Source organism: Vibrio sp. 10N.261.55.C5, from assembly GCF_041470505.1.
In the GTDB taxonomy this organism is placed as follows: domain Bacteria; phylum Pseudomonadota; class Gammaproteobacteria; order Enterobacterales; family Vibrionaceae; genus Vibrio; species Vibrio crassostreae_C.
The window spans coordinates 35746-57303 of the sequence record NZ_JBFRMS010000039.1 but is presented as its reverse complement, the minus strand read 5'-3'; the positions used below and the strand labels follow the sequence as shown (position 1 = coordinate 57303).

Below are 21558 nucleotides of genomic sequence, written 5' to 3'. Positions count from 1 at the left end.
TTGGTCACTCAGTTCATTGAAATCAATTTTGATTCCGAAGAATCTGTTTTATCTAACGATAAAACGTTTTGATATTCATCAACGAGTGCCCACACAGATTGATAGGTTTAAATTGTTAAAGAGCGCTAGCGTTTTGTGATTCACATCTCAGTCGCTAGGGGTGCGTACTATACCTGCACCACTTTGAGAGTCAAGGGTTATTTTCAAACTCTTTTTCTCTACCGATTTCGCTGTGTGACTTTCGTCTCACTCCGTGTCGGTGAGGCGGCATTATAGAGAGATTGAGATGGAGCACAAGGGCTTTTTGAAATAAAAGTTTTGTTCGCCTAAAAAGCCACCAGATCCGCATTTTTCGAATAAAAACTAAACATTTGAGACGTATCACAGCAATACATTGGAAAAATGGAAGCCATGAACGTAAGATTCATGTGTCTATTTTGTTAATGGTAGATGCGTCTATTTCGTTTATTAATATGTAGTATTCCGATATGAACTCAAAAAAATCGATGTTGTTAATTGTCGCACTGGCTGTATTAGGCGGCATTGTTTTCTCTCAGGTAGATATATCGCCTGCAATTACCTTTATCCTTGGTGTCTTGGCTTCCGCTTTTGTTGTTAACTTTTCAAGCACCGACTCAAAATCAGATTCAGAACCTAAGGCTTCAACCAAAACACTTTATGTGGGTAACCTTCCATACAAAGCGAACGAATCACATGTACGTGAATTATTCTCAGAGCATGGTGAAGTATTTGCAGTACGTTTAATGAAAGACAAACGTACTGGTAAAAGAAGAGGCTTTGGATTTGTTGTTATGGCAAGTAATGATGTGAATCATGCAATCTCTGCACTTAACGATAAAGATTACATGCAACGCACTTTAAAAGTACGTGTTGCAAATGATCCTAAACATCCTGAAGCGGACGAATCTGAACTGAGCTAAACCCTAACTGCTTTAACATACTATTTAGTGCACTTTCTTTTTTAGGAAGTGCACTACAAAAAACTTCACGTACTCCCCCTTCTTTATTAACGCTTTCCAAACCCAACAAATCTTGAACCCGCTTAGCTATCGCTTTACCAGAATCTATCAGCACTACACTTTCACCTAGTACTTGTTGAATCTCTGATTTGATCAATGGGAAATGAGTACATCCTAATACAGCCACATCAATTGTGTTGATCATCGGCTGAAGGATTTGCTGTAACTCTTCAAGGCTAATCTCCTCACCTCTGAGTTTATCTTCGGCCATATCCACCAGCCGAGTAGAACCCAACAGCTCTACTCTTTTATTACTCGAGAAGTTTTTGATGAGCTCGTGTGTGTATTCACGAGTAATCGTCGCGGGAGTCGCAATAAGGCCAACCGCTTTATTAGCCAGTAACGAAGCAGGTTTGATTGCCGGGACTACGCCGACAATAGGGATAAGGTTATTAGCGCGAAGTGTCGGCAGGACTATCGTACTGGCCGTATTACAAGCTATCACCACGATATCAATAGCGTGACTCGCCACAAAACTGGCGACGATACTTTGGACTCGCTGAATGAGGACTTGCTGATCGAGCTCACCATAAGGGTAAGCCTCGTTATCGAATACATAGATATAGTTGTGATTGGGTAGTAACTGGCTTATCTCTTTATATACAGACAGACCGCCAACTCCAGAATCAAAGACCAATATGTTTTTTTGTATGCTTTCCGACACAACCATTACCTGTAATAAGTTCCGCAGCAATGATACCCCTTCACCTAGTTTTCGCCAATCATCACTCTACATAATGCAAGCTCGGTAGCGTTGATGCCCAAAGCGCTCACCCTGCTCTACATTTTCTAGCTCTATCTTAAGCTTACCTTTAAAGCATGGCGCTGACGTGACTAAGGTATGGAACTCACCATCTTCTCCACATGGGTCGACGTGACTTGGCAAACTGTCTATTAGTTCAGGCGTGTATTCTTTCCCGCAATAGCTCATGTCTAATGCATCGCTATCAACTGTGACGAGAAAGGTTTCGATTCCTCTATTTATGATTTCTTTAGCCAGAGTTTGGCTACTCTCTCCCAGTAGAGGAAATACACACTCCCAGCCCGCAGGTTCTATATAACTTATTCGGTAGTCAGCAATACCATTGCAAAACATATCGCCGAATGCCACGGCATCAATAGATAAACCCGATCCTTTAAGCGCCGTAACAATCGTACTTTGATAGATCTCGTTACTTGGGAACACCTCCGGCAGCTCAATCGTTATTAGAGGCAAACCGATCAATGTAGCCTGCATTCCGACAACCTCGATTGGCGTGACTTGGAAAGGGACCTCATCTCCAACATACGTAGTATAGAGAGCAACAACTTCATACTCGGTGCTTTCAAGTAGACGTTCTAGGGTTAATGTAGAGTCTTTGCCTGACGACCAACTTATGACGACTTTCTTTTTCATTGATATACCCAATAAGAAAAAACCGCCCGAAGGCGGTTTAGGTGATAATTAGAATTGGTAAGTAGCATTCACGTAATATGTACGCTCTGGTGATGGGTATCCACCAGCAGTCTCGTACTCTTCGTCAGTTAAGTTATCCACTCGACCATTTAAAGTAAGGTTTTCATTCGCATAGTAGTTCACTGAAACATCAAACAAGCTATACGCTGCGAGATCTTCAGAGAAGTCCGGTCTCTCACCTACAAATTGGAAACCTAATGAAACATCAACATCATCGAAACTAGCCACTGCATTATACTTGTAAATCTTCTTAGCTCGGCGTATCAGTTGCTCACCAGATTGATCTTCTGGGTCTTGGAAATTAGCGCTCACTTGGTGGTTAATAAAGCTAGTATCAAACCCAACGACCATTTCCACACCACGTAATTGGCTTTCGCCATCGGTATTGTAGTACTTACTTGTCGCGTAGTTGTAATCAATTAAGTCTTCGACGTTCGTGTCATAGCCAGTAATCGACCAATCAACATCCTTGATTAAGCCACCAAAAGTCAGTTCAAATGAATCTGCCTTTTCAGCTTCTAACTGTGCATTACCGTAGTAGCTATATAGTTGATACAAGTTAGGTGCTTTGAAGGATGTGCCATAAGCTGCTTTTACAACAAGCCACTCAGCATAACGATAGCCTAACCCTGTGTTGTAAGTAGTTTCTGTACCAAACTGCTCATTGTCATCAACACGAAGACTCAGTTCTCCGAACACTTTATCCGCATCTGCGTTTAATGCAGCGAAGTACGCAACATTCGTTCTGTCGTATTCAGTATTCGAAGGCTTAACAATATAAGCCTCATCACGCCAATCTACACCACCACTAAGAGTCAGTGACGACGTTAGTTTGTATGAATTCACCCATTGAACATTTAGCTGTTCAAGCTCATCAGATGTTGCTGACGCTGAGTTCTTGCCTAAAGACTGTTCGTAGTTCCAGTTATCTTGATTCTGATAGTTAACTAAGAAATCAGACTTAAGTTCACTGCCACTATATTTAACACCAGTAGCAAAGGTCGAATTTTGAACTTCAGCTTCTTTGTAAGAATGGACTGGGTTACCGGTATTAAAATCAACATACGAACCATCATATTGAGAAATGGTTTCAAACATGCGGAAGTTCGCAAAGCCACTCCACTGTTGGTCGAAGTTATGTACGTACCCAATCAAAGCATTACGTGATTCAAACCCATGACGGTCGCCATCGTTTACTCCGGGCATGGGGTGAACGTTATAGCCTTCATCAGAATCGTAACCAACCGATACATTCAAATGACCATTTTCGCCAACTTTGGTACCACTAACAAAACTTAACTCTTCATAATCACGGCTGCCTAATCCCGCACTCACTACCGTTTCTTCGTTGTCAGAACTGGCAACTGTAATGATATTAATCACACCACCAATAGCTTCTGAGCCATACATAGCGGCACGAGCTCCTCGAACGTATTCCACTCGGTCAACGAATGTAATTGGTAACTGGCTAAAATCGACACCACCCTTTGCAGCTCGCGCAAAACGAATACCATCAATGAGAACAAGCACTTGATCAGAATTAGCACCACGAACAAAGATCGAAGCTTGCTGTCCTCGGCCTCCATTTTGTGAAACCTGAATACCCGTCAATCGTCTAAACACATCTGTTAGAGACTTAGCTTGAATTCGATCGATATCTTGGCGTGTTACTACTTCAACTTGAGCGACAACACTTTCCGTGCTTTGCTCAAAACGGTTAGCCGTAACCACCATGGTTTCGTCGGCAGAGGCTTGTTGGGCGTGTAAATTGGAGATAGGTGAAAGCAGCGATGCTACAGCTATCGCTAAAAGGGATTTGTTCATGTTGTTATCCTAAATCGCGTAAATTCCTACCAAACCACATCTTATGGTTTAGCTACTGGCAGGTATTCGGACTCAAGAGCACAACCTTTTGGTTACCTTATATTCGACTTCCCACAAAAAGCTATTTGCAGTGTCTTGTGAATACTTGTTCTCTTTTACCGCTGCGCGTCAGTTCTGGATTCACACCAGATTCCCTCTTCAGCCATCTATACATCTAAATGGCACCAGCTTGCCGAAGATAGTATTGACCTCTGAATCATTTGTCTAGTCTAAGATAGTTATAAGCTATAGTTTTCATGGCCTATTTACACTGATTGGCTCTCAACACTGGACAAGCGCCTGTGATTGAATAAAATCTGCGCTCTTGATTTAAAAGCACGACAGCAAAAGGCATAACAATGGCGAATTTAGATGTAAACCCGCAACGCTACCAAGAACAACTGGCAGAAAAGACTGAGCGTCTTACTGAAATGTTCTCAGAATATAATGTGCCTGAACTGGAAGTGTATGAATCTCCAGAACAACACTACCGCATGCGTGCTGAGTTCCGCGTGTGGCATGAAGGTGACGATATGTATTACGTCATGTTCAATCAAGAGACTAAAGAAAAATATCGCGTAGACCAGTTCCCTGCAGCTAGCCGTCTTATCAATGACCTAATGCCTCTATTAACAGATGCAATGAAGGACAACCACTCTCTGCGCCACAAGCTATTCCAAGTAGACTTCCTTTCTACGTTAAGCGGCGAAATTTTGGTGTCATTGCTTTACCACCGTCAATTAGGTGAACAGTGGATTCAAGATGCTAAAGCACTTAAGCAGCAATTAAACGATGAAGGTTTTAACCTAAACCTGATTGGCCGTGCGCGTAAGATGAAAATCGTACTGGACCGCGACTACGTAATTGAAAAGCTAGATGTGAATGGTGATAGCTACATCTACCAACAAGTAGAGAACAGCTTTACTCAACCCAACGGCAAAGTGGCAGAGAAAATGTTGGAATGGGCTGTCGATTGTACTCAAGACAGCAAAGGCGACTTACTTGAGCTTTACTGTGGTAACGGTAACTTCTCATTAGCGCTAGCACAAAACTTCGAGCGTGTACTGGCAACTGAACTGGCGAAACCGTCAGTAGAATCTGCGCAATACAACATCGCTGCGAACAACATTGAAAATGTTCAGATCATCCGTATGTCTGCAGAAGATTTTACTGTAGCAATGGAAGGCAAGCGTGAGTTCCGTCGTCTACAGCAAGCGAACATCGATCTGAAGAGCTACAACTGCAACACTATCTTTGTTGATCCACCGCGTTCAGGTATGGACGTTGATACTTGTAAGATGGTTCAAGGCTACGAGCGCATCATGTACATCTCTTGTAACCCTGAAACATTGAAAGAGAACCTAGACATCCTAAGCGAAACGCACGACATCACTCGTTTTGCTCTGTTTGACCAGTTCCCTTACACGCACCACATGGAAGCTGGCGTATTCCTAGAGCGTAAAGCGTAAGTATCGCTTTCAGGTCTAAGCCAAACAGCAGATACAAAAAAACGAGCCCATTGGCTCGTTTTTTTAATTTCTAAATCAGCTTAAGCAGTTTTGCCGATAAAGCCGAGTTTCTTACCTACCCATGCAAGAAGCAACATCGCGACAATAATCGCAAAGAAGTTTGAGCCAGCATCAGGGTGTTGTGCCTTCACAAAAGCCGAGTGGCCAAATGCACCTACAAAGAAACAAGCCAAACCTACTAGTGGAATATCTTCAGATACTGGGTTAGTTAGGTACTCTTGGTAAAGTGCTTGTACAGCCAAGACTAAAGCAATCAGTGGGAAAATAGAGAAGCCCACTTCGCTCATTGTTACCCAAGATAACAGAGCATCACCACACACACCGGCAATAACAGCAAGTACGAGTGTCTTTCTTTCTGAACCACGGTTTACAGTATTATTTTCATTCGACATTATTCAATCCCGCCTTTTAATCGGTTACGTTCACGTTCTTTACGATACCAAAAAGCCCCTTTGGCCATCATTCGCAATTGCATGATCAAGCGTTCAGCCAGTTCATCTCGCTGACGTCGATCTAAATCTAATGCTTCTGCCCCTGAGTTGAAGACCAAGATAACGGAGGCTTCAGCTTGAGTAAAAGCTTCGTCTCGTGTCATGCCAGTCGTTATCAAATATTCGGTTAACTCAGCAGAGAAGTGCTGTATCTCACGAGCTACCGCTGCACGAAACTCAAATGAAGTTCCTGAGCGCTCTCGCAATAACAGTCTGAATACGTTAGGGCTGCTTTCAATGAATTCCATAAAGGTTTCAACCGATGTACGAATCACACTGCCTTCTTTTACTATGCGTTGCCTAGCTTGACGCATTAACTGGCGCAGCAGTAAGCCACCTTCATCAACCATGGTTAAGCCAAGCTCATCCATGTCTTTGAAGTGACGATAAAAGGAAGTCGGTGCTATTCCAGCCTCACGAGCGACTTCTCTCAAGCTTAGATTGGAAAAACTACGATCGGCGCTGAGTTGGCTAAATGCTGCATCGATTAAGCTGCGACGAGTTTTTTCTTTTTGCTGTGCGCGAATGCCCATTGGTTTCATACTTTATCAATTTCTTCTTTTACAGCCTAAACAGGCATGTCTAATACTCTATTCAATATAACGCGAATCACTTATTTATATAAGGCACTCTGGTTATATAAGACACTAAACATACCTCTTTGTTCACGTACCGAAGTAAATACGTTCGAAGAAAAAATTTCAATATCCACGCTGTCATTTGGAGACATACGACATACCAAATATTATTTTTTCGATAACACTGCGTGATCCCACCGACTCTCTGATGCCCTTTTCATGTACCCGAGAACAGAATCGGTTAAAATCTCGCTAAAGCAATGTTAATCAAATATAACAAGGAAGATATCTATGCCGCACTCCAACCACTTTGATGTAATCGTAATTGGTAGTGGCCCCGGAGGAGAAGGGGCAGCGATGGGATTAACCAAAGCCGGGTTGAACGTTGCAATCATTGAGAAAGAGAGCAGCGTTGGTGGTGGTTGTACTCACTGGGGAACAATTCCTTCAAAAGCACTGCGTCATGCCGTAAGTCGTATTATCGAATTCAACAGTAATCCGCTGTTTTGTCAGAACAATAAAAGTATTCACTCAACCTTCTCCAACATTCTGGGTCATGCTAAATCAGTCATCGACAAACAGACTCGATTACGCCAAGGCTTCTACGACCGCAACCAGTGCACGTTGGTCTTTGGTACTGCACGTTTTATCGATACCAACACTGTCTCGGTAATGCAAAGCGATGGCACTGAAGAACATTACAGTGCAGACAAATTTGTTATCGCGACAGGCTCTCGCCCTTACCAACCAGATAACGTCGACTTCCTGCATGAACGTATCTACGACAGTGACTCGATTCTTTCTCTTAAACACGACCCGCAACACATCATCATCTATGGTGCTGGCGTTATTGGTTGTGAATACGCGTCGATTTTCCGCGGTTTGGGTGTAAAAACCGATCTTATCAATACTCGTGACCGTCTGTTGTCATTCCTAGACAATGAAACCTCAGATGCACTTTCTTATCACTTCTGGAACAGCGGTGTCGTGATTCGCAACGATGAAACCTTTGAGAAAATTGAAGGCACTGATGATGGCGTGATCATTCACCTAGAGTCAGGTAAAAAGATGCGCGCTGATTGCCTACTGTATGCCAATGGCCGAACGGGTAATACCGATAAACTGAACCTTGGTGCTGTTGGCTTAGAAGCGGACTCGCGTGGGCAAGTCTCAGTAAATACCAATTACCAAACCAATGTTGACCATGTTTACGCTGTCGGTGATGTGATTGGCTACCCTAGCCTAGCAAGTGCTGCTTATGACCAAGGTCGATTTGTGGCTCAAGCAATTGTGAAAGGTGAAGCTGAACGCCACCTTATCGAAGACATTCCAACCGGCATCTACACCATCCCGGAGATCAGTTCTGTTGGTAAAACCGAGCAAGAACTTACCGCAGCTAAAGTACCGTATGAAGTAGGACGTTCTTCATTCAAACACCTAGCTCGTGCTCAAATTGCGGGTAAAGACATTGGTAGCTTGAAGATTCTGTTCCATCGCGAAACCAAAGAGATTTTAGGTATCCACGTGTTTGGTGAGCGTGCCGCTGAAATCATCCATATCGGACAAGCGATCATGGAACAGAAAGGTGAAGCAAATACCATCGAGTACTTTGTGAATACGACCTTTAACTATCCAACGATGGCGGAAGCTTATCGTGTTGCAGCACTCAACGGGCTTAACCGTTTATTCTAGATAAAGAACCAATAGGAGTATTTGACCACCCATAGGCCAAATACATAAACAGCAAGCCACGCGCTTGCTGTTTTTATTTAAAACACTGAATATTAAGGCATTGATAGTAATTAGATCATGATGTTCTAAATACCCCTCTACCTGTACAGCCTCATTTACTCTCCACAAACAGAGCCCTCAGAGCTAAGCGAGAAACTCCCCTTTCTTCCACTGAGAAACAAACAACACACCAAGACCAATTCCGCGCATTGCCATAAAGCTCAGCATCGCTAACCACAGTGCATGGTTCTCTAAACCTGATGCTAAATAGAAAATCGCGAAGAAACTACAGGTCGCAACAAACATACTATTGCGCATATCCTTGCCCTTGGTTGCTCCAACAAAAATACCATCCAACAAGAAGCACCACATAGACACCAATGGCATTGCGACTAACCACGGTAAATACACCTCGGCTTGGTTCTTCACGTCAGGAATGGTAGTGATCATATTAATCAAACTCGAGCCAGCGAGTGCGAACGCTATGGTCAGTACCAAACAAATATTAAAGCTCCAGAAGAAAGTACCAATCAATGACTGGTTCAGTTCATCTTGGTCTTTCGCGCCTATCGCCTTACCGACCATCGCTTCCATTGCGTAGGCAAAGCCATCCATCCCATAAGAGATGATCATCAAGAAACTCATCAACACGGCATTGGCCGCAACAACATCATCGCCAAAGCTTGCACCTTGGAAAGTCATGAAAGTGAAAGTCGCTTGTAGATACAATGAACGAAGAAAGATATCGCGATTCAATTTCACGAAACGACTCAAACCTTGGCTGGTTTTCTTAAGCAAATCCCATGGCGATGGTAACTGCTTCTTCGCCCAGATTCGGTAAACACAAATCAAGCCAAATGTTAGACCGGCATAATCAGCCATTACAGATGCCAATGCTGCACCTTCCACTTGCCATCCTAAGCCGATAACAAAAACAATATCCAAAACGATATTGGTGATATTGGTGATGATCACCATCCACATGGGCGCTTTGGCATTTTGAGTCCCGAGTAACCAACCTAGAATCACAAAGTTAGTTAGCGCAGCAGGCGCACTCCAAGCGCGGATTGAGAAATATTGCTGACCATAGTGCTTAACTTGATCACTGGCGCTACTCAATGAGAAAACTAAATCGGCGACTAGACTGTGTAAAAGCAAAAAGACACCAGCAAACCCTAAGGCCATGGTCACGCCTTGCACAAAGACTAAACCAAGTTGCTTGCCATCATTCGCACCATAAGATTGTGCGGCTAGCCCTGTTGTCGACATGCGCAGGAAACCAAGCAACCAAAAGGTCACGCTGATCATTGTGCCGCCCAGCGCCACACCACCTAAATACCAAGAGTGCTCGAGGTGACCGATAACCGCCGCATCGACTAAGCCCAGCAGTGGAACAGTAATATTAGAGAGAACCATCGGGATCGCGAGCAGCAGCACTTTTTTGTGCATCGCCTGATTGGATAGCGTTTGAAAAATAGTTTGGGGATTAAATAGCTTCACGATCACCTCTTAGATTAGAGGCGATAGTTTAACCTAGTGGGTGGGCTTTCACTATGTTGTGGAATTTTACTTATACCGGCTATGTACTCAGTTACTCGAAATACAGAACCACTAGGGTTACCACTTAACGAGCACTAACTGCGGCGTTAAACGCTTTTTGACCTGAGAGATCTTACAAAGAAGTCGCTGCCACAATTTCCAACGGTTGCATTTTTGGTCTAGTGGAGAAAACGCTTTTACCCATTGTGCCCATGGCAACCAATTGAGAACACTGTCTATTGGAGAAGATAGGCCATGCGCATACTTTCCTGAACCAAGTTTTTGCCCCAACGTACTTGAGCTTTTATCTCCAGCTAAGACTAAACACGCATGTGCATGAGTAAAGTAGCGACTCAAAGACTGAATGAAGTTCGCGGTCTGTTGTTCATTACAATCCAGCAAAGCATGTTCACACACCACCATCACCGAGGCTTGTTCTGGAATATTAAGTTCATCCAACCAAGTTAGGTCATCGACAGAGCCACACTCTAAGCGATAGCGTTCATTTTTGTGGAACAAGCGTTGTCGCCAAAGCAGATTCTCGGTTACATCTAACTCAACCCAATGACAGCGGCCATTATCTAAACGGTAGAAACGGGTATCGAGCCCTGCTCCCACGTTAATAATCCAAGCATCTGGGTTATGAGATAAAAACTGTTGAACTTGAGAATCACAAAGTTGAGTCAGTGTCGCGTAAAGGAGTTGCTGTTGGTCGAGTTCACCGGTAAGACATTCTGGTGCGAGCTGGCAACGCTTGCAGGCTTGAGCTGCGATAGGATCATAAACGAGACCATCATCAGCTAGGCTTTCACGGCTACGAAACCAAAGATGCTGAACGAGGTTGGTCGGAACTTGGAATTCTTGATGTGCAGACCCTTGTTCAGAAGAAGCCTTTTGAACAGAGGAGCGCGGCTTACGAGTAAGCGGCTTCATTTGAGGTTTGGTTGGGTTTGGCATCATCATCTTCCTTGTATCTCGACAAAGAAGATGATAATGAATATCAATTACAATGACAAGTTATTGAGAATAAATATCAATAAGCTGTTTGTACTGACTACATCCAGTCGGTGTTGCGAATAATACCAACCGCAAGCCCTTCAATAGACAAGTGTTGAGATTCTAGATCGACATGGATTGGAGAAAACTCTTCATTTTCAGCATGTAACAGAACCGTTGAACCTTTACGTTCTAGGCGTTTTACCGTTACATCATCATCGACACGAGCCACTACAACCTGACCATCGCGTACATCTTGTGTTTTATGAACAGCTAATAAATCACCATCCATAATACCGATGTCTTTCATACTTTCGCCATTTACACGAAGTAAGAAGTCAGCTTGTGGTTTAAACATGCCTGGATCAACTTGGTAATGCATTTCTACATGCTCTTGAGCCAAGATAGGCTCACCAGCGGCAACCTGACCGATTAATGGTAAACCTTGCTCTTCGTTTGCTGCATCTTCAAGCAAAATACGAATACCGCGAGACGCACCCGGGATAATCTCAATCGCTTCTTTACGAGCAAGAGCTTTCAAATGTTCTTCTGCAGCATTAGCAGAACGGAAGCCTAGTTCACGCGCGATTTCTGCACGTGTCGGTGGCATACCGGAATCTTCGATCTTACCTTTGATAAGGTCAAAGACTTGTTGCTGGCGGGGCGTTAACGGCTTCATGATTCACCTGTCTTTTTATACAGTTGACTGTGAGTATATCCAGTAACTGAACAAAAGCAAAGCAATTGGTTGTTTTTAGTTCATTTTTAGCAAATTACAAAAACAGGATCTCTAGCCACACATAACCTGCGAGTGCCAAACAGATGAAAACTGCTGCCGAACCGACATCTTTCGCCATCCCAGAAAGCTCATGATGTTCACTGCCGATTCGGTCGACAACCGCTTCAATCGCGGTATTGATTAGCTCGACAACCATCACCAATACCACCGATGAGATCATTAAGATTCGTTCAACTTGGCTTACATCTAGGTAAAATGCCAACGGAATAAGCACGACCGCCATGAACACTTCCTGTCGAAATGCAGCCTCATTTTTAAACGAACTCGTAATGCCTTGCCATGAAAAGCCTGCTGCTTTGATGATGCGTTTGAATCCGGTGTTTGATTTTTTGGTCATTTTTAACCCTATACTCAATCAGTCGATGAATGATTTTCCACAAACTTAACGGCAATATGACTATTTCCATTAAAAGGTTAGACCAGTTTCTGGTATTCTTGCATCGATTAAATTTACGCCTAGGCTTATCCCTATTTCACTCATAGGATTTATCCTTTTTATCAGAGAAATAGAGATACGCTTCAGCACATTGAAATAACTATTGAGGCAGTGAACCTATATGTCTTCTGGACAATCTTTTTCACGTTCATTAATGAAGCTACCTTTATCCGTATTGGTAAAGGGCACATCAATTCCTTCAAACCCTGTTGAGGATTTGAACATTGATTTGAGCAAACCGATTGTATACGCCTTACCGTTTCGCTCAAGTGTCGACATTCTTACATTGCAAAAACATGCACTTGAATTAGGCCTACCCGATCCGTTGAGCAAGCTTGAAATCAACGGCAAATCACTGCAACGCTACGTTTTCATCTCTTCTCGCAAAACTCTGCTACAAGACGATGATTATGTACCAAGCTCTTCAATTGAAGTGTTCTCTGAATTGCTTTCACTGCACGCTGACGACTCTGAACTCGATGTTCAAGTTATCCCTGCTACAGTGCTGTGGGGACGTAAGCCTGGTAAAGAGAATAACCAGAAGCCTTACCTACAGGCAATGAACGGCTTAGAGAAATCAAAAGCTGTATTGCTAGCCGGTCGTGACTGTCTGGTTCGTTTCAGCCCAGTGGTTTCTCTACGCTACATGGCTAACTCACACGGTACCGACAGCACCATCGCGCACAAATTGGCGCGCGTGGCACGTATTCACTTTTCTCGCCAAAAACTTGCAGCATCAGGTCCTAACCTGCCAAGTCGCCAAGCTCTGTTTGACCGCCTACTAAAATCTGAAGCGATCAAGAAAGCGATTGAAGATGAAGCACAAGCAAAGAACATCTCGATCGAGAAAGCGAGCAAAGAAGCTCAAGACATCATGGACGAGATTGCTGCGAACTTCTCTTACTCGCTAATCAAACGCGGTGAGAAGATTCTTGGTTGGTTGTGGAATAAGTTGTACCAAGGCCTGCATATCAGCAACGCTTCAACAGTTCGTAAGCTGGCTCAAGATGGTCACGAGATTGTTTATGTGCCTTGTCATCGTAGTCACATGGATTACTTACTGCTTTCTTACGTGCTTTACCACGAAGGCATGGTGCCGCCGCATATCGCTGCGGGTATCAACCTGAACTTCTTCCCTGCCGGTCCTATTTTCCGTCATGGTGGTGCGTTCTTTATTCGTCGTAGCTTCAAAGGCAACAAGCTGTACTCGACGATTTTCCGTGAATATCTGGCAGAATTGTTCGCTAAAGGTTACTCAGTAGAGTACTTCAGTGAAGGTGGGCGTTCTCGTACAGGTCGTTTATTGCAAGCGAAGACCGGCATGTTGGCGATGACTATTCAAGCGATGCTGCGCGGCATGAATCGCCCGGTGACTTTGGTTCCTGTGTACATCGGCTACGAGCACGTGATGGAAGTGGCGACTTACGCAAAAGAACTTCGTGGTAAGCGTAAAGAAAAAGAAAACGCGAGCTTAGTGATTCGTACCATTCGTAAGCTGCGTAACTTTGGTAAAGGCTACGTCAACTTTGGTGAGCCGATTCAGCTTAACCAATATCTGAACGAGCACGCTCCAGAGTGGACTAAAGATATCGACCCAATGGGCACTAGCAAACCACAATGGATGAACCCGGTGGTTAATGACTTGGCGACCAAAATGATGACGCACATTAACGATGCGGCAGCGACCAATGCCCTGACCCTTTGTGCAACGGCACTATTGGCTTCAAGACAGCGCGCATTGTCTCGTGACTCTTTGGTTTCTCAGATTAATTGCTACCTGTCTCTGCTTAAGAATGTTCCATATTCGGCAACGTTCACTGTGCCAAAAGACAGCGCTGAAGATTTAGTAAAACATGCTGAATCACTGAACAAGTTCTTGATTGAATCAGACTCAATGGGCGACATCATTTCGCTAGACCGTCACCAGTCAATTCTGATGACCTACTACCGAAACAACATCATTCACTTGTTTGCTCTGCCATCGTTAATTGCACAGATGACTATTCGTCAACGCGGTTTATCAATTGACGCGATCCAAGAGAACGTTGCTGCTATCTACCCGTTCTTGAAGAAAGAGCTGTTCCTAAGCTACGACGAAGACAAGCTTGAAGGCGTGGTTTCTAACATCATTGAAGAGCTGGTTAACCAAGGTATGCTTGTGGTTTCTGATAATGAAGTCACCATCAACCAATCAAACAGCCAAGCACTGATGCTGTTAGGTCGTACGATTTCAGAAACGCTACAACGCTACTCTATTGCTTTGAACCTGTTAGCAGAGAACCCTGATCTGGATAAATCCGATCTTGAACAGAAGAGCCAAGACATTGCACAGCGACTTGGTCGTCTGCAAGGCATCAATGCACCAGAGTTCTTCGATAAAGGCGTGTTTGCGTCGATGTTCGCAACTCTGAAACAACAGCAATATCTGGATAACGATGGTAACTGTGATTTAGACAAGACTCAGCAATTCGCTAAGCTTCTCTACTCAATGCTTTACCCTGAAGTACGTTTGACGATTCAAGAGAGTATCCACCAAGTCGAGTAATTCCTGTATATAGCAGGGCTCTGATAGCAGATTCAACGCGATCAAAAAAGGCACCCACTGGGTGCCTTTTTCTTGAATATTCGTTTGATAAAAACTGATGCTTACCAGAAGGTAACGAACAAACCGACCGTTACGGCCATACCAACATAGTTGTTATTTAGAAAAGCTTGAAAACATAAGTCTCGGTCACGGTGGCGCATCAAATGTTGTTGGTACACAAACAAGCTGCCTGCGGCTAACAATGCCCAATAGAAAGTATCACCCAATTGGTAGTGCATACCTAACACAATCAGCATCGCTAGAGTAACAAGTTGCAAAGAGCCGACGATAAGCTTATCGAAGCGACCAAATAAAATAGCCGTCGATTTAATACCAATCTTCAGGTCATCATCTCGGTCTACCATCGCATATTGCGTGTCGTAAGCAACCGTCCACAAAGCATTAATAACGAAGATAAACCAAACAATACTTGGTAGTTCATTGGTTTGTGCAGCCCATGCCATTGGTATCGCCCAACTAAACGCTAAACCGAGGAACAACTGTGGAAGATGTGTAAAACGCTTCATGAAAGGGTAAATGAACGCCAGACCCACACCAATAAATGAGAGCTTAATGGTCAGTGGATTCATGGTGAGTACTAGCAAAAATGAAACTACGGCTAGCACTAAAAAGAGCAGAATCGCTTCCTTACTGGAAACCAAACCTGAGGGTAATGGACGCTGCTTGGTGCGTTTAACATGGCCATCCACTTTACGGTCCGCAAAATCATTGATCACACAGCCAGCTGAACGCATCAACACGACGCCGAGTACGAAAACAACCAAGACATCAAAATCAGGCATACCTTGTGCGGCGATAATCAGCGACCACAAAGTCGGCCAAAGGAGTAACAGAGTACCAATCGGGCGATTCATTCGCGTTAATTGCCAGTACGCCTTCGCTTTGGTGGCAAACATTTACACACTCTCCTTAGAGTAAATGGGTGATGTTGGTAAAAACAGTTCTGCCACAAGCATCGGTTTATGGTTCATCCATAATCGAGAGCGACGCGCGAGTAAACACTCATCACCTGCGATAACCCAACCGACTTGCAGCGCATCCCGCTCGACATTCTCAGCACTAAACACCGTTAGTCCAAGCGGGACATTTCCTTGTTGAGAAAGGTCGGAGTGTTGATGATCTTCTAACGTCACACGGGGAATCAAGGTTCGACCTAGCACCCATGGGGCATCATCACCCTTCAAAATCACTTTACGCAGCAAGCAATCAAATGATGATAAAAGATGTTCCTCGTCTTGTTGCAACATTGAGCGTTCTACAACTTGATTATGAAGCAACTCAACAGACAGGTGCTGACAACACTTCCCCAACTTGCGGGAAAGAGAACCTTGCTCCATAAGCCACTCTTTGGTGGTTTTATTAGGAAAATCAAATTTTTCTGTACTTTGCCAATCTACATTCATTAACGAATTAAGATACAGCGATATTGGCTGATTCATACTAGTATTCAATAGGTGACTTTACACGTACAATAAAGCTTCAACTTTCGAACAAAATTAAAGCGTTCTTCGAATTGTAAACGTATTTAGATTTAGACCGCTCATTGTAACAAGACTAATGCGTTTCGAATATCGCGAATAAACTAAAGAAAAGTCACAAATATGCACAAACGTTATGTAGCCCAAATATTTCTTGCGATTACCCTACTCTTTTCAGCATCAAGTTTCGCTGAAGAGGAGTCGGCAGCTAAACTCGCCTACTTCACGCTAGAGCCAGACCTGACCACCAATTTTTACACTAAAGGTAAAAAACTGGGCTACATTCAGGTTCGCCTCGACATCATGGTGGCAAATAGTAACGACTTGGCCGCTATTGAGCATCACCAACCACTGATTCGCGATGCGGTGATTGAATTGCTTGGCAAACAAAACGAAGAAACCATTAAGTCTCTATCTGGCCGTGAAGACTTGAGAAAATCCTTAGTTGAACACCTCAACAAGATTTTGCTTCCAGAGACAGGTAAAACCCTGATTGCTGACTTACTGTTTACCAAATACCTTTATCAGTAATGATGTAAACGAATCCCAATAAAAAAGCGGCTCATCTGGCCGCTTTTTTGTCTCTATCGTTTGGCTATTCACTAGAAGATATGAGTTAGCTTCTTGCCGAGCTTGGTGCTTTCATCGCATCGATAAAGCCAATAATCACACCGGCGGCTAGGCCAGCTAAATGCGCCGTATTGGCGATAGCCATAAATGGCTGCATGTACCCAAGCACCAACCACACCAACATAAAGCCGACAATCTGTCTTGGGATACCTAAACCAAGTTGTGGCGCCTTCGCACCAACCACCCATAAGTAACCAACCAAGGCATACACAACACCAGACAAACCACCGAAGTTCGCCCCTTCAACCCAATACTGCCCAGCACCTGAAAGCGCAGAAGAGACAGCAAAGATCTGAAGTAGCTTGAGGCTGCCAAGTTTCTTCTCAATGTCTCCACCTAGCTGCCACCACCACAAAATATTAAATGCGATGTGCATAACAGAGAAATGTAGAACGGCATGACTCAACCAACGCCACAGCTGCCATTGCTGTCCATCCACCGCTGGGAAATGTAGGGCATTGAAAATAGCTTGGCCAAAACCGATCTGTTGCAGCGCAAAAATCACCACACACACCAACATCAGGCTTAGTGTCACTGGGCCTGCTTTGGCTTTGATCATGCCCATGAAGCTTGGCGTGTGGTAATGGAAGTTGCTCTTTCTGGTCTCTGCCATGTCCCAAGATGCAGCTTGATAGCGCTTATGATTGGGCTCAGCCAGAAAACGATTCAGCTCAGCTTCGGTTTCAACCTGAAATTGGCCATCAAGAAGCCAAAGAGCAAAACGCCCTTCTCCCTCTGGAGACATCTGAATAGGGATCTGACGAGAGGCCATATAATCAATAAATGCTTGAGCAAGACGTGGATTGTCTAACACCATCAATCTAATCATTGTTACTTCCTATTCATTCTATGAGGGATGCTTGAGGCGGTTCAGGTGATGAAAGTCATTAACCTGCGATCACTGGAAGTTCAGCACGATGCCAAGCTTCGAAACCACCATCAACACTATATACCTCTTCAAAGCCTTGGTTCACTAAATATTGTGCCGCACCTTGGCTACTGATGCCGTGGTAGCACATCACTAAGATAGGTTGTTCGAACTCAACCTCATCCATGAATGACACCATCGTATCGTTAGTCAGGTGGTAGGCTGTTTTTGGGTGGGCAACCGCAAAAGACTGCGGGTCACGTATATCGACAAGTCGAGCTTCGCCTTGTTCGATGAGGGCTTGAGCGCCTTTAACATCGATATGTTTAAACTGGTCCATGACTTTCTCTTTTTATACTGATTTACTTTGCTGCCATTGTAACCTATCCCAAGGCTAACATTCACATCCACTTAATAAGGTTATCCACCAGCGATCACTTTTACACCATTTGTGGATAAATCTGTGAATTGCGTGAATAAAGTGTCTTTTCAAAAATAGATCCACAACATGTAGTAATGATCCTGATCTAACTGTGGGTTAACTGAAACATATCCCCACTCGAAAAACCCCGTCAAAGCCTTACTACACACTGCTTTTAGATAGCTGACGAATAAACTTCTCACAGAGTTATCCACAAAATCATTTTGCAAATTTCGATCGCAAAAGTTGAGAAATCGATCCAAAACAAAAAGGCCGAGATCTCTCGATCTCGGCCTTTTCAAAATTCAGCTATTTGTTAGCTCTACTAGAAAGTAGAAGCTAATAGAAACTAGATGCTATTAGAAATCACCAACGGCTTGTTTCAATTTCTTCATCGCATTCTTTTCTAACTGGCGAACACGCTCAGCTGATATACTGTAGGTATCCGCTAAGTCTTGCAGGGTTGCCTTGTTGTCGTCTAACCAACGTGAGCGAACAATGTGTTGGCTACGCTCGTCTAAGCTTGCTAGTGCTAGCCCTAGGCGATTATTGGTGTGTGACTCCCAGTTAGCCGCTTCAACCGTCTCAGCAACGTCTGACGCCTTGTCTTCTAGGTAGTAAACTGGAGCAGTGTAAGCAGAACCGCCATCGTCATCGTCCATAGGCGCTTCAAACGTCGCATCTTGTGCTGCTAAGCGAGATTCCATCTCACGAACTTCTGAAGGCTCAACACCCAGTTCACGAGCAACCGTCTCAACTTCACCGTTATTGAACCAACCCAAACGCTTTTTAGACTTACGAAGGTTAAAGAACAGTTTACGCTGTGCCTTAGTGGTCGCAATTTTAACGATACGCCAGTTACGTAGAACGTATTCATGGATTTCAGCTTTGATCCAGTGAACAGCAAACGAGACGAGACGAACACCAACTTCTGGATTGAAGCGCTTAACAGCCTTCATCAAGCCGATGTTACCTTCTTGGACGAGATCAGCCATTGGTAGCCCGTAGCCAGAGTAGCCTCTTGCAACGTGCACCACGAATCTTAGGTGGGAAAGGATCAAGCCTTTCGCAGCGTCGATCTCACCTTTGTAATGTAATCGCTCTGCAAGTCCACGTTCCTCTTCAGGAGTCAGCATAGGGTAGCTGTTCGCTGAGCGGATATAGCTATCTAAACTATCTTGTGTGACTAAAGCCATTTGATACGCTTGGTTTGCCATTCGGTTCCTCATCAATCTCTGATCTGGAGTAATACATCTATTAAAACCCTACAATCTTGAACCTAAAATGAACAGGTTTCAAGGAGGGGGAAGTAATTATGCATAATCAATTCGTCTATACAAGGCAAAAACTGGTTAAGAAGTGCCTATTTTTCGTCTAAATATGACTCTATTCACCTAAACTGGTTCAATTTCTTTTAGGTGACGCTGTGCAGAAAGCTTTGCAGCCACACTACCAAGCAGAGTTCCGACGATCAAAAGCAGTAAAGATTCATCCCAACTCAGGCCAATTAAACGGAAGTGGCTGTCGTATAGCTGAGCCAAGTCATCCACCGCGCTGTTCAGCAATACGGTAATCAATGCCGTCATTACCCAAGCGCTAATCGAACCTAAAACGCCAAACCACATCCCAGCATAAAGGTATGGTCGAAGAATGTAGCTGTCGGTCGCACCAATCAGCTTCATGGTTTGAATCTCTTCTTTATGCGCCAACACATTAAATCGTAGTGTATTGCCGATAATCAGAAATACCGCGCCCAGCATCAATACCGTTAAGGTAATCACGATGACAGCCGCTAATGCTTTGATCGCATCTAATCGCGCTAACCAATCTTCGTCTAGGCGAACATCGGTCACTAATTCTTGTTGTTTAACTGTGCCTGCCAGCTCTTTAATTAAGGTATCGCTGTGCACGCTTGGCGTAATCACCAGCACACCTGGCAGTGAATAATCGTCGAGAATGGTTAGGGCGTCTTCAAAACCAGAATACTGGCTGAGGTCTGCAAGCCCTTGCTGCGGAGAAATGTACTCCACCAGCTCAACTTGATCCCAACTTTCGATTTCATCCTTAAGCACCATTACTCGTGGCTCAGGAATACCATCCTCTACATAAGCACTTATTTGTGACGGGCTAGTGACATCTTGCGCCACTTCCCCTACATTTTTACCTAATAGGTACAAACAAGCTGGCATCGCCAACGCCATAGAGATCACCGCAAGGGTCAGTAAGTTGCCTAACGGGCGCTGCCACATTTGCGAGAACGATGACTTGGCTTGTTTCCAGTGAACAGCAAAGAAGCCGTCGCTTGAAGCGCGGTTTGCTGCTCGATTAGATTGAGGTTTTTTGATGCGCTTATTCGCGGCCATAGTCTTCAACCTCACTCAAAAATCCTTGGTTTAATTCAAGATGGCGGTACTGAGGGCGAGTGTTCACTAACCCGATATCATGCGTCGCTAGGATGATCGTCACACCTGCGCGGTTGAATTCTTCAAATAATCGCAACACACGGTTAGATAATTCAGGGTCTAGATTACCGGTAGGCTCATCGGCTAAAAGCAGAGTTGGACGGTTAACCACGGCGCGAGCAATACCCACGCGTTGTTGTTCACCACCAGAAAGTTGGCTTGGCAAACAACGGGCTTTATCTAATAAACCGGTTTTATCCAACGCAGCACTGACTCGGCGTTTTATTTCGTTTTCAGAAATAGATTCAATACGCATAGGCAGAGCGACGTTATCGAAAATCGAACGGTCCATCAGCAGGCGATGGTCTTGAAAAACAATCCCAATATTACGGCGTAAGAAAGGAATGTCTTTGGCTGGGATACGAGTGATATCGTGATCGTTGAACCAGACACGTCCATCAGTTGGACGCTCTATCGCGCAGATCAACTTCAGCAAGGTACTTTTACCAGCCCCAGAGTGCCCACCCAAAAAAGCCATCTCTCCACGTTTCAGGTGAAAGTCCACTTTTTGGAGCGCTTGTCTTCCACCTCGGTAGGCTTTACTCACTTGCTGAAATTTGATCACCGAAAATTCCTCTTACGATCACTAATATCAAATTTAAAAACGGTAGCAGATTAAGGATAAACCACTTTGCT

21 protein-coding genes and 1 riboswitch are annotated in these 21558 nt (G+C 44.1%); of the genes, 5 read left to right on the top strand and 16 right to left on the bottom strand.

The features are described from left to right. Positions 1–488 precede the first annotated feature (488 nt). Positions 489–941, top strand: a complete 453-nt coding sequence (locus AB4263_RS15490) for an RNA-binding protein (RefSeq protein WP_017061054.1) — start codon at positions 489–491, stop codon at positions 939–941. Here the strand turns inward: AB4263_RS15490 and murI are convergent. Genes murI through btuB form a run of 3 tightly spaced genes read right to left on the bottom strand, consistent with a single transcriptional unit; the run spans position 904 to position 4320 of the window. Further along, on the bottom strand, positions 904–1710 hold the full coding sequence (gene murI / locus AB4263_RS15485) for a glutamate racemase (protein ID WP_017061053.1): 807 nt from the start codon (positions 1708–1710) through the stop codon (positions 904–906). The two genes, AB4263_RS15490 and murI, sit on opposite strands and share 38 nt — an antisense overlap. A gap of 60 nt (positions 1711–1770) precedes the next feature. Then, positions 1771–2436 carry an ATPase gene (locus tag AB4263_RS15480; protein ID WP_372098471.1) on the bottom strand — a complete coding sequence of 222 codons (666 nt, stop codon included), beginning with the start codon at positions 2434–2436 and terminating at the stop codon, positions 1771–1773. Between the two features lie 48 nt (positions 2437–2484). Beyond that, complete coding sequence (btuB, locus tag AB4263_RS15475) at positions 2485–4320, bottom strand: TonB-dependent vitamin B12 receptor (RefSeq protein WP_372098470.1); 1836 nt, start codon at positions 4318–4320, stop codon at positions 2485–2487. A 39-nt stretch (positions 4321–4359) separates the two neighbouring features. Continuing rightward, positions 4360–4564, bottom strand: a riboswitch (cobalamin riboswitch). A 154-nt stretch (positions 4565–4718) separates the two neighbouring features. On the opposite strand from btuB, the gene trmA reads away from it, so the two are divergent. Continuing rightward, on the top strand, positions 4719–5828 hold the full coding sequence (trmA, locus tag AB4263_RS15470) for a tRNA (uridine(54)-C5)-methyltransferase TrmA (RefSeq protein WP_372098468.1): 1110 nt from the start codon (positions 4719–4721) through the stop codon (positions 5826–5828). A gap of 80 nt (positions 5829–5908) precedes the next feature. Here trmA and AB4263_RS15465 read toward each other — a convergent pair whose 3' ends face one another. Together AB4263_RS15465 and fabR are read right to left on the bottom strand one after the other, a co-directional pair. Continuing rightward, the gene (locus AB4263_RS15465) at positions 5909–6280 is read right to left on the bottom strand and encodes a YijD family membrane protein (RefSeq protein WP_017061049.1); all 372 of its coding nucleotides are present in this window, start codon (positions 6278–6280) and stop codon (positions 5909–5911) included. Beyond that, positions 6280–6921, bottom strand: a complete 642-nt coding sequence (gene fabR, locus AB4263_RS15460) for an HTH-type transcriptional repressor FabR (protein WP_010438693.1) — start codon at positions 6919–6921, stop codon at positions 6280–6282. Before fabR ends, AB4263_RS15465 begins: the two co-directional genes overlap by 1 nt. Positions 6922–7248: 327 nt before the next feature. On the opposite strand from fabR, the gene sthA reads away from it, so the two are divergent. Beyond that, the gene (gene sthA, locus AB4263_RS15455; protein ID WP_017061048.1) at positions 7249–8649 is read left to right on the top strand and encodes a Si-specific NAD(P)(+) transhydrogenase; all 1401 of its coding nucleotides are present in this window, start codon (positions 7249–7251) and stop codon (positions 8647–8649) included. A gap of 183 nt (positions 8650–8832) precedes the next feature. Here sthA and dinF read toward each other — a convergent pair whose 3' ends face one another. From dinF to AB4263_RS15435, 4 genes are all read right to left on the bottom strand, one after another. Continuing rightward, the gene (dinF, locus tag AB4263_RS15450; protein WP_372098467.1) at positions 8833–10188 is read right to left on the bottom strand and encodes an MATE family efflux transporter DinF; all 1356 of its coding nucleotides are present in this window, start codon (positions 10186–10188) and stop codon (positions 8833–8835) included. A 117-nt stretch (positions 10189–10305) separates the two neighbouring features. Next, positions 10306–11184: a class I SAM-dependent methyltransferase gene (locus AB4263_RS15445; RefSeq protein ID WP_372098466.1), complete on the bottom strand. Its 879-nt coding sequence runs from the start codon at positions 11182–11184 to the stop codon at positions 10306–10308. Positions 11185–11281: 97 nt separating this feature from the next. Continuing rightward, positions 11282–11902, bottom strand: a complete 621-nt coding sequence (gene lexA / locus AB4263_RS15440; protein ID WP_019820514.1) for a transcriptional repressor LexA — start codon at positions 11900–11902, stop codon at positions 11282–11284. A 94-nt stretch (positions 11903–11996) separates the two neighbouring features. Continuing rightward, a complete protein-coding gene (locus AB4263_RS15435) occupies positions 11997–12359 on the bottom strand; it encodes a diacylglycerol kinase (protein WP_017061045.1) in 363 nt (120 codons plus the stop codon). A gap of 220 nt (positions 12360–12579) precedes the next feature. Between AB4263_RS15435 and plsB the strand changes: the two genes are divergently transcribed. Then, positions 12580–15003 carry a glycerol-3-phosphate 1-O-acyltransferase PlsB gene (gene plsB / locus AB4263_RS15430; RefSeq protein ID WP_372098464.1) on the top strand — a complete coding sequence of 808 codons (2424 nt, stop codon included), beginning with the start codon at positions 12580–12582 and terminating at the stop codon, positions 15001–15003. Positions 15004–15104: 101 nt separating this feature from the next. On the opposite strand, the gene ubiA is transcribed toward plsB, so the two are convergent. Then, on the bottom strand, positions 15105–15959 hold the full coding sequence (gene ubiA, locus AB4263_RS15425; RefSeq protein WP_010438705.1) for a 4-hydroxybenzoate octaprenyltransferase: 855 nt from the start codon (positions 15957–15959) through the stop codon (positions 15105–15107). Further along, a complete protein-coding gene (locus AB4263_RS15420) occupies positions 15960–16502 on the bottom strand; it encodes a chorismate lyase (protein WP_372098463.1) in 543 nt (180 codons plus the stop codon). A gap of 162 nt (positions 16503–16664) precedes the next feature. On the opposite strand from AB4263_RS15420, the gene AB4263_RS15415 reads away from it, so the two are divergent. Continuing rightward, positions 16665–17072, top strand: coding sequence for a flagellar basal body-associated protein FliL (locus tag AB4263_RS15415; protein ID WP_048610748.1), 408 nt, complete (start codon positions 16665–16667; stop codon positions 17070–17072). 85 nt (positions 17073–17157) lie between these two features. On the opposite strand, the gene glpG is transcribed toward AB4263_RS15415, so the two are convergent. From glpG to ftsE, 5 genes are all read right to left on the bottom strand, one after another. Then, on the bottom strand, positions 17158–18000 hold the full coding sequence (gene glpG / locus AB4263_RS15410; protein WP_017063770.1) for a rhomboid family intramembrane serine protease GlpG: 843 nt from the start codon (positions 17998–18000) through the stop codon (positions 17158–17160). Between the two features lie 58 nt (positions 18001–18058). Next, positions 18059–18379: a thiosulfate sulfurtransferase GlpE gene (gene glpE, locus AB4263_RS15405; RefSeq protein WP_017061039.1), complete on the bottom strand. Its 321-nt coding sequence runs from the start codon at positions 18377–18379 to the stop codon at positions 18059–18061. Between the two features lie 440 nt (positions 18380–18819). After that, on the bottom strand, positions 18820–19677 hold the full coding sequence (rpoH, locus tag AB4263_RS15400; RefSeq protein ID WP_017055518.1) for an RNA polymerase sigma factor RpoH: 858 nt from the start codon (positions 19675–19677) through the stop codon (positions 18820–18822). Positions 19678–19854: 177 nt separating this feature from the next. Beyond that, complete coding sequence (gene ftsX, locus AB4263_RS15395) at positions 19855–20823, bottom strand: permease-like cell division protein FtsX (protein ID WP_372098462.1); 969 nt, start codon at positions 20821–20823, stop codon at positions 19855–19857. Then, positions 20810–21487, bottom strand: a complete 678-nt coding sequence (ftsE, locus tag AB4263_RS15390; protein WP_004736585.1) for a cell division ATP-binding protein FtsE — start codon at positions 21485–21487, stop codon at positions 20810–20812. Before ftsE ends, ftsX begins: the two co-directional genes overlap by 14 nt. Between the last annotated feature and the right edge of the window lie 71 nt (positions 21488–21558).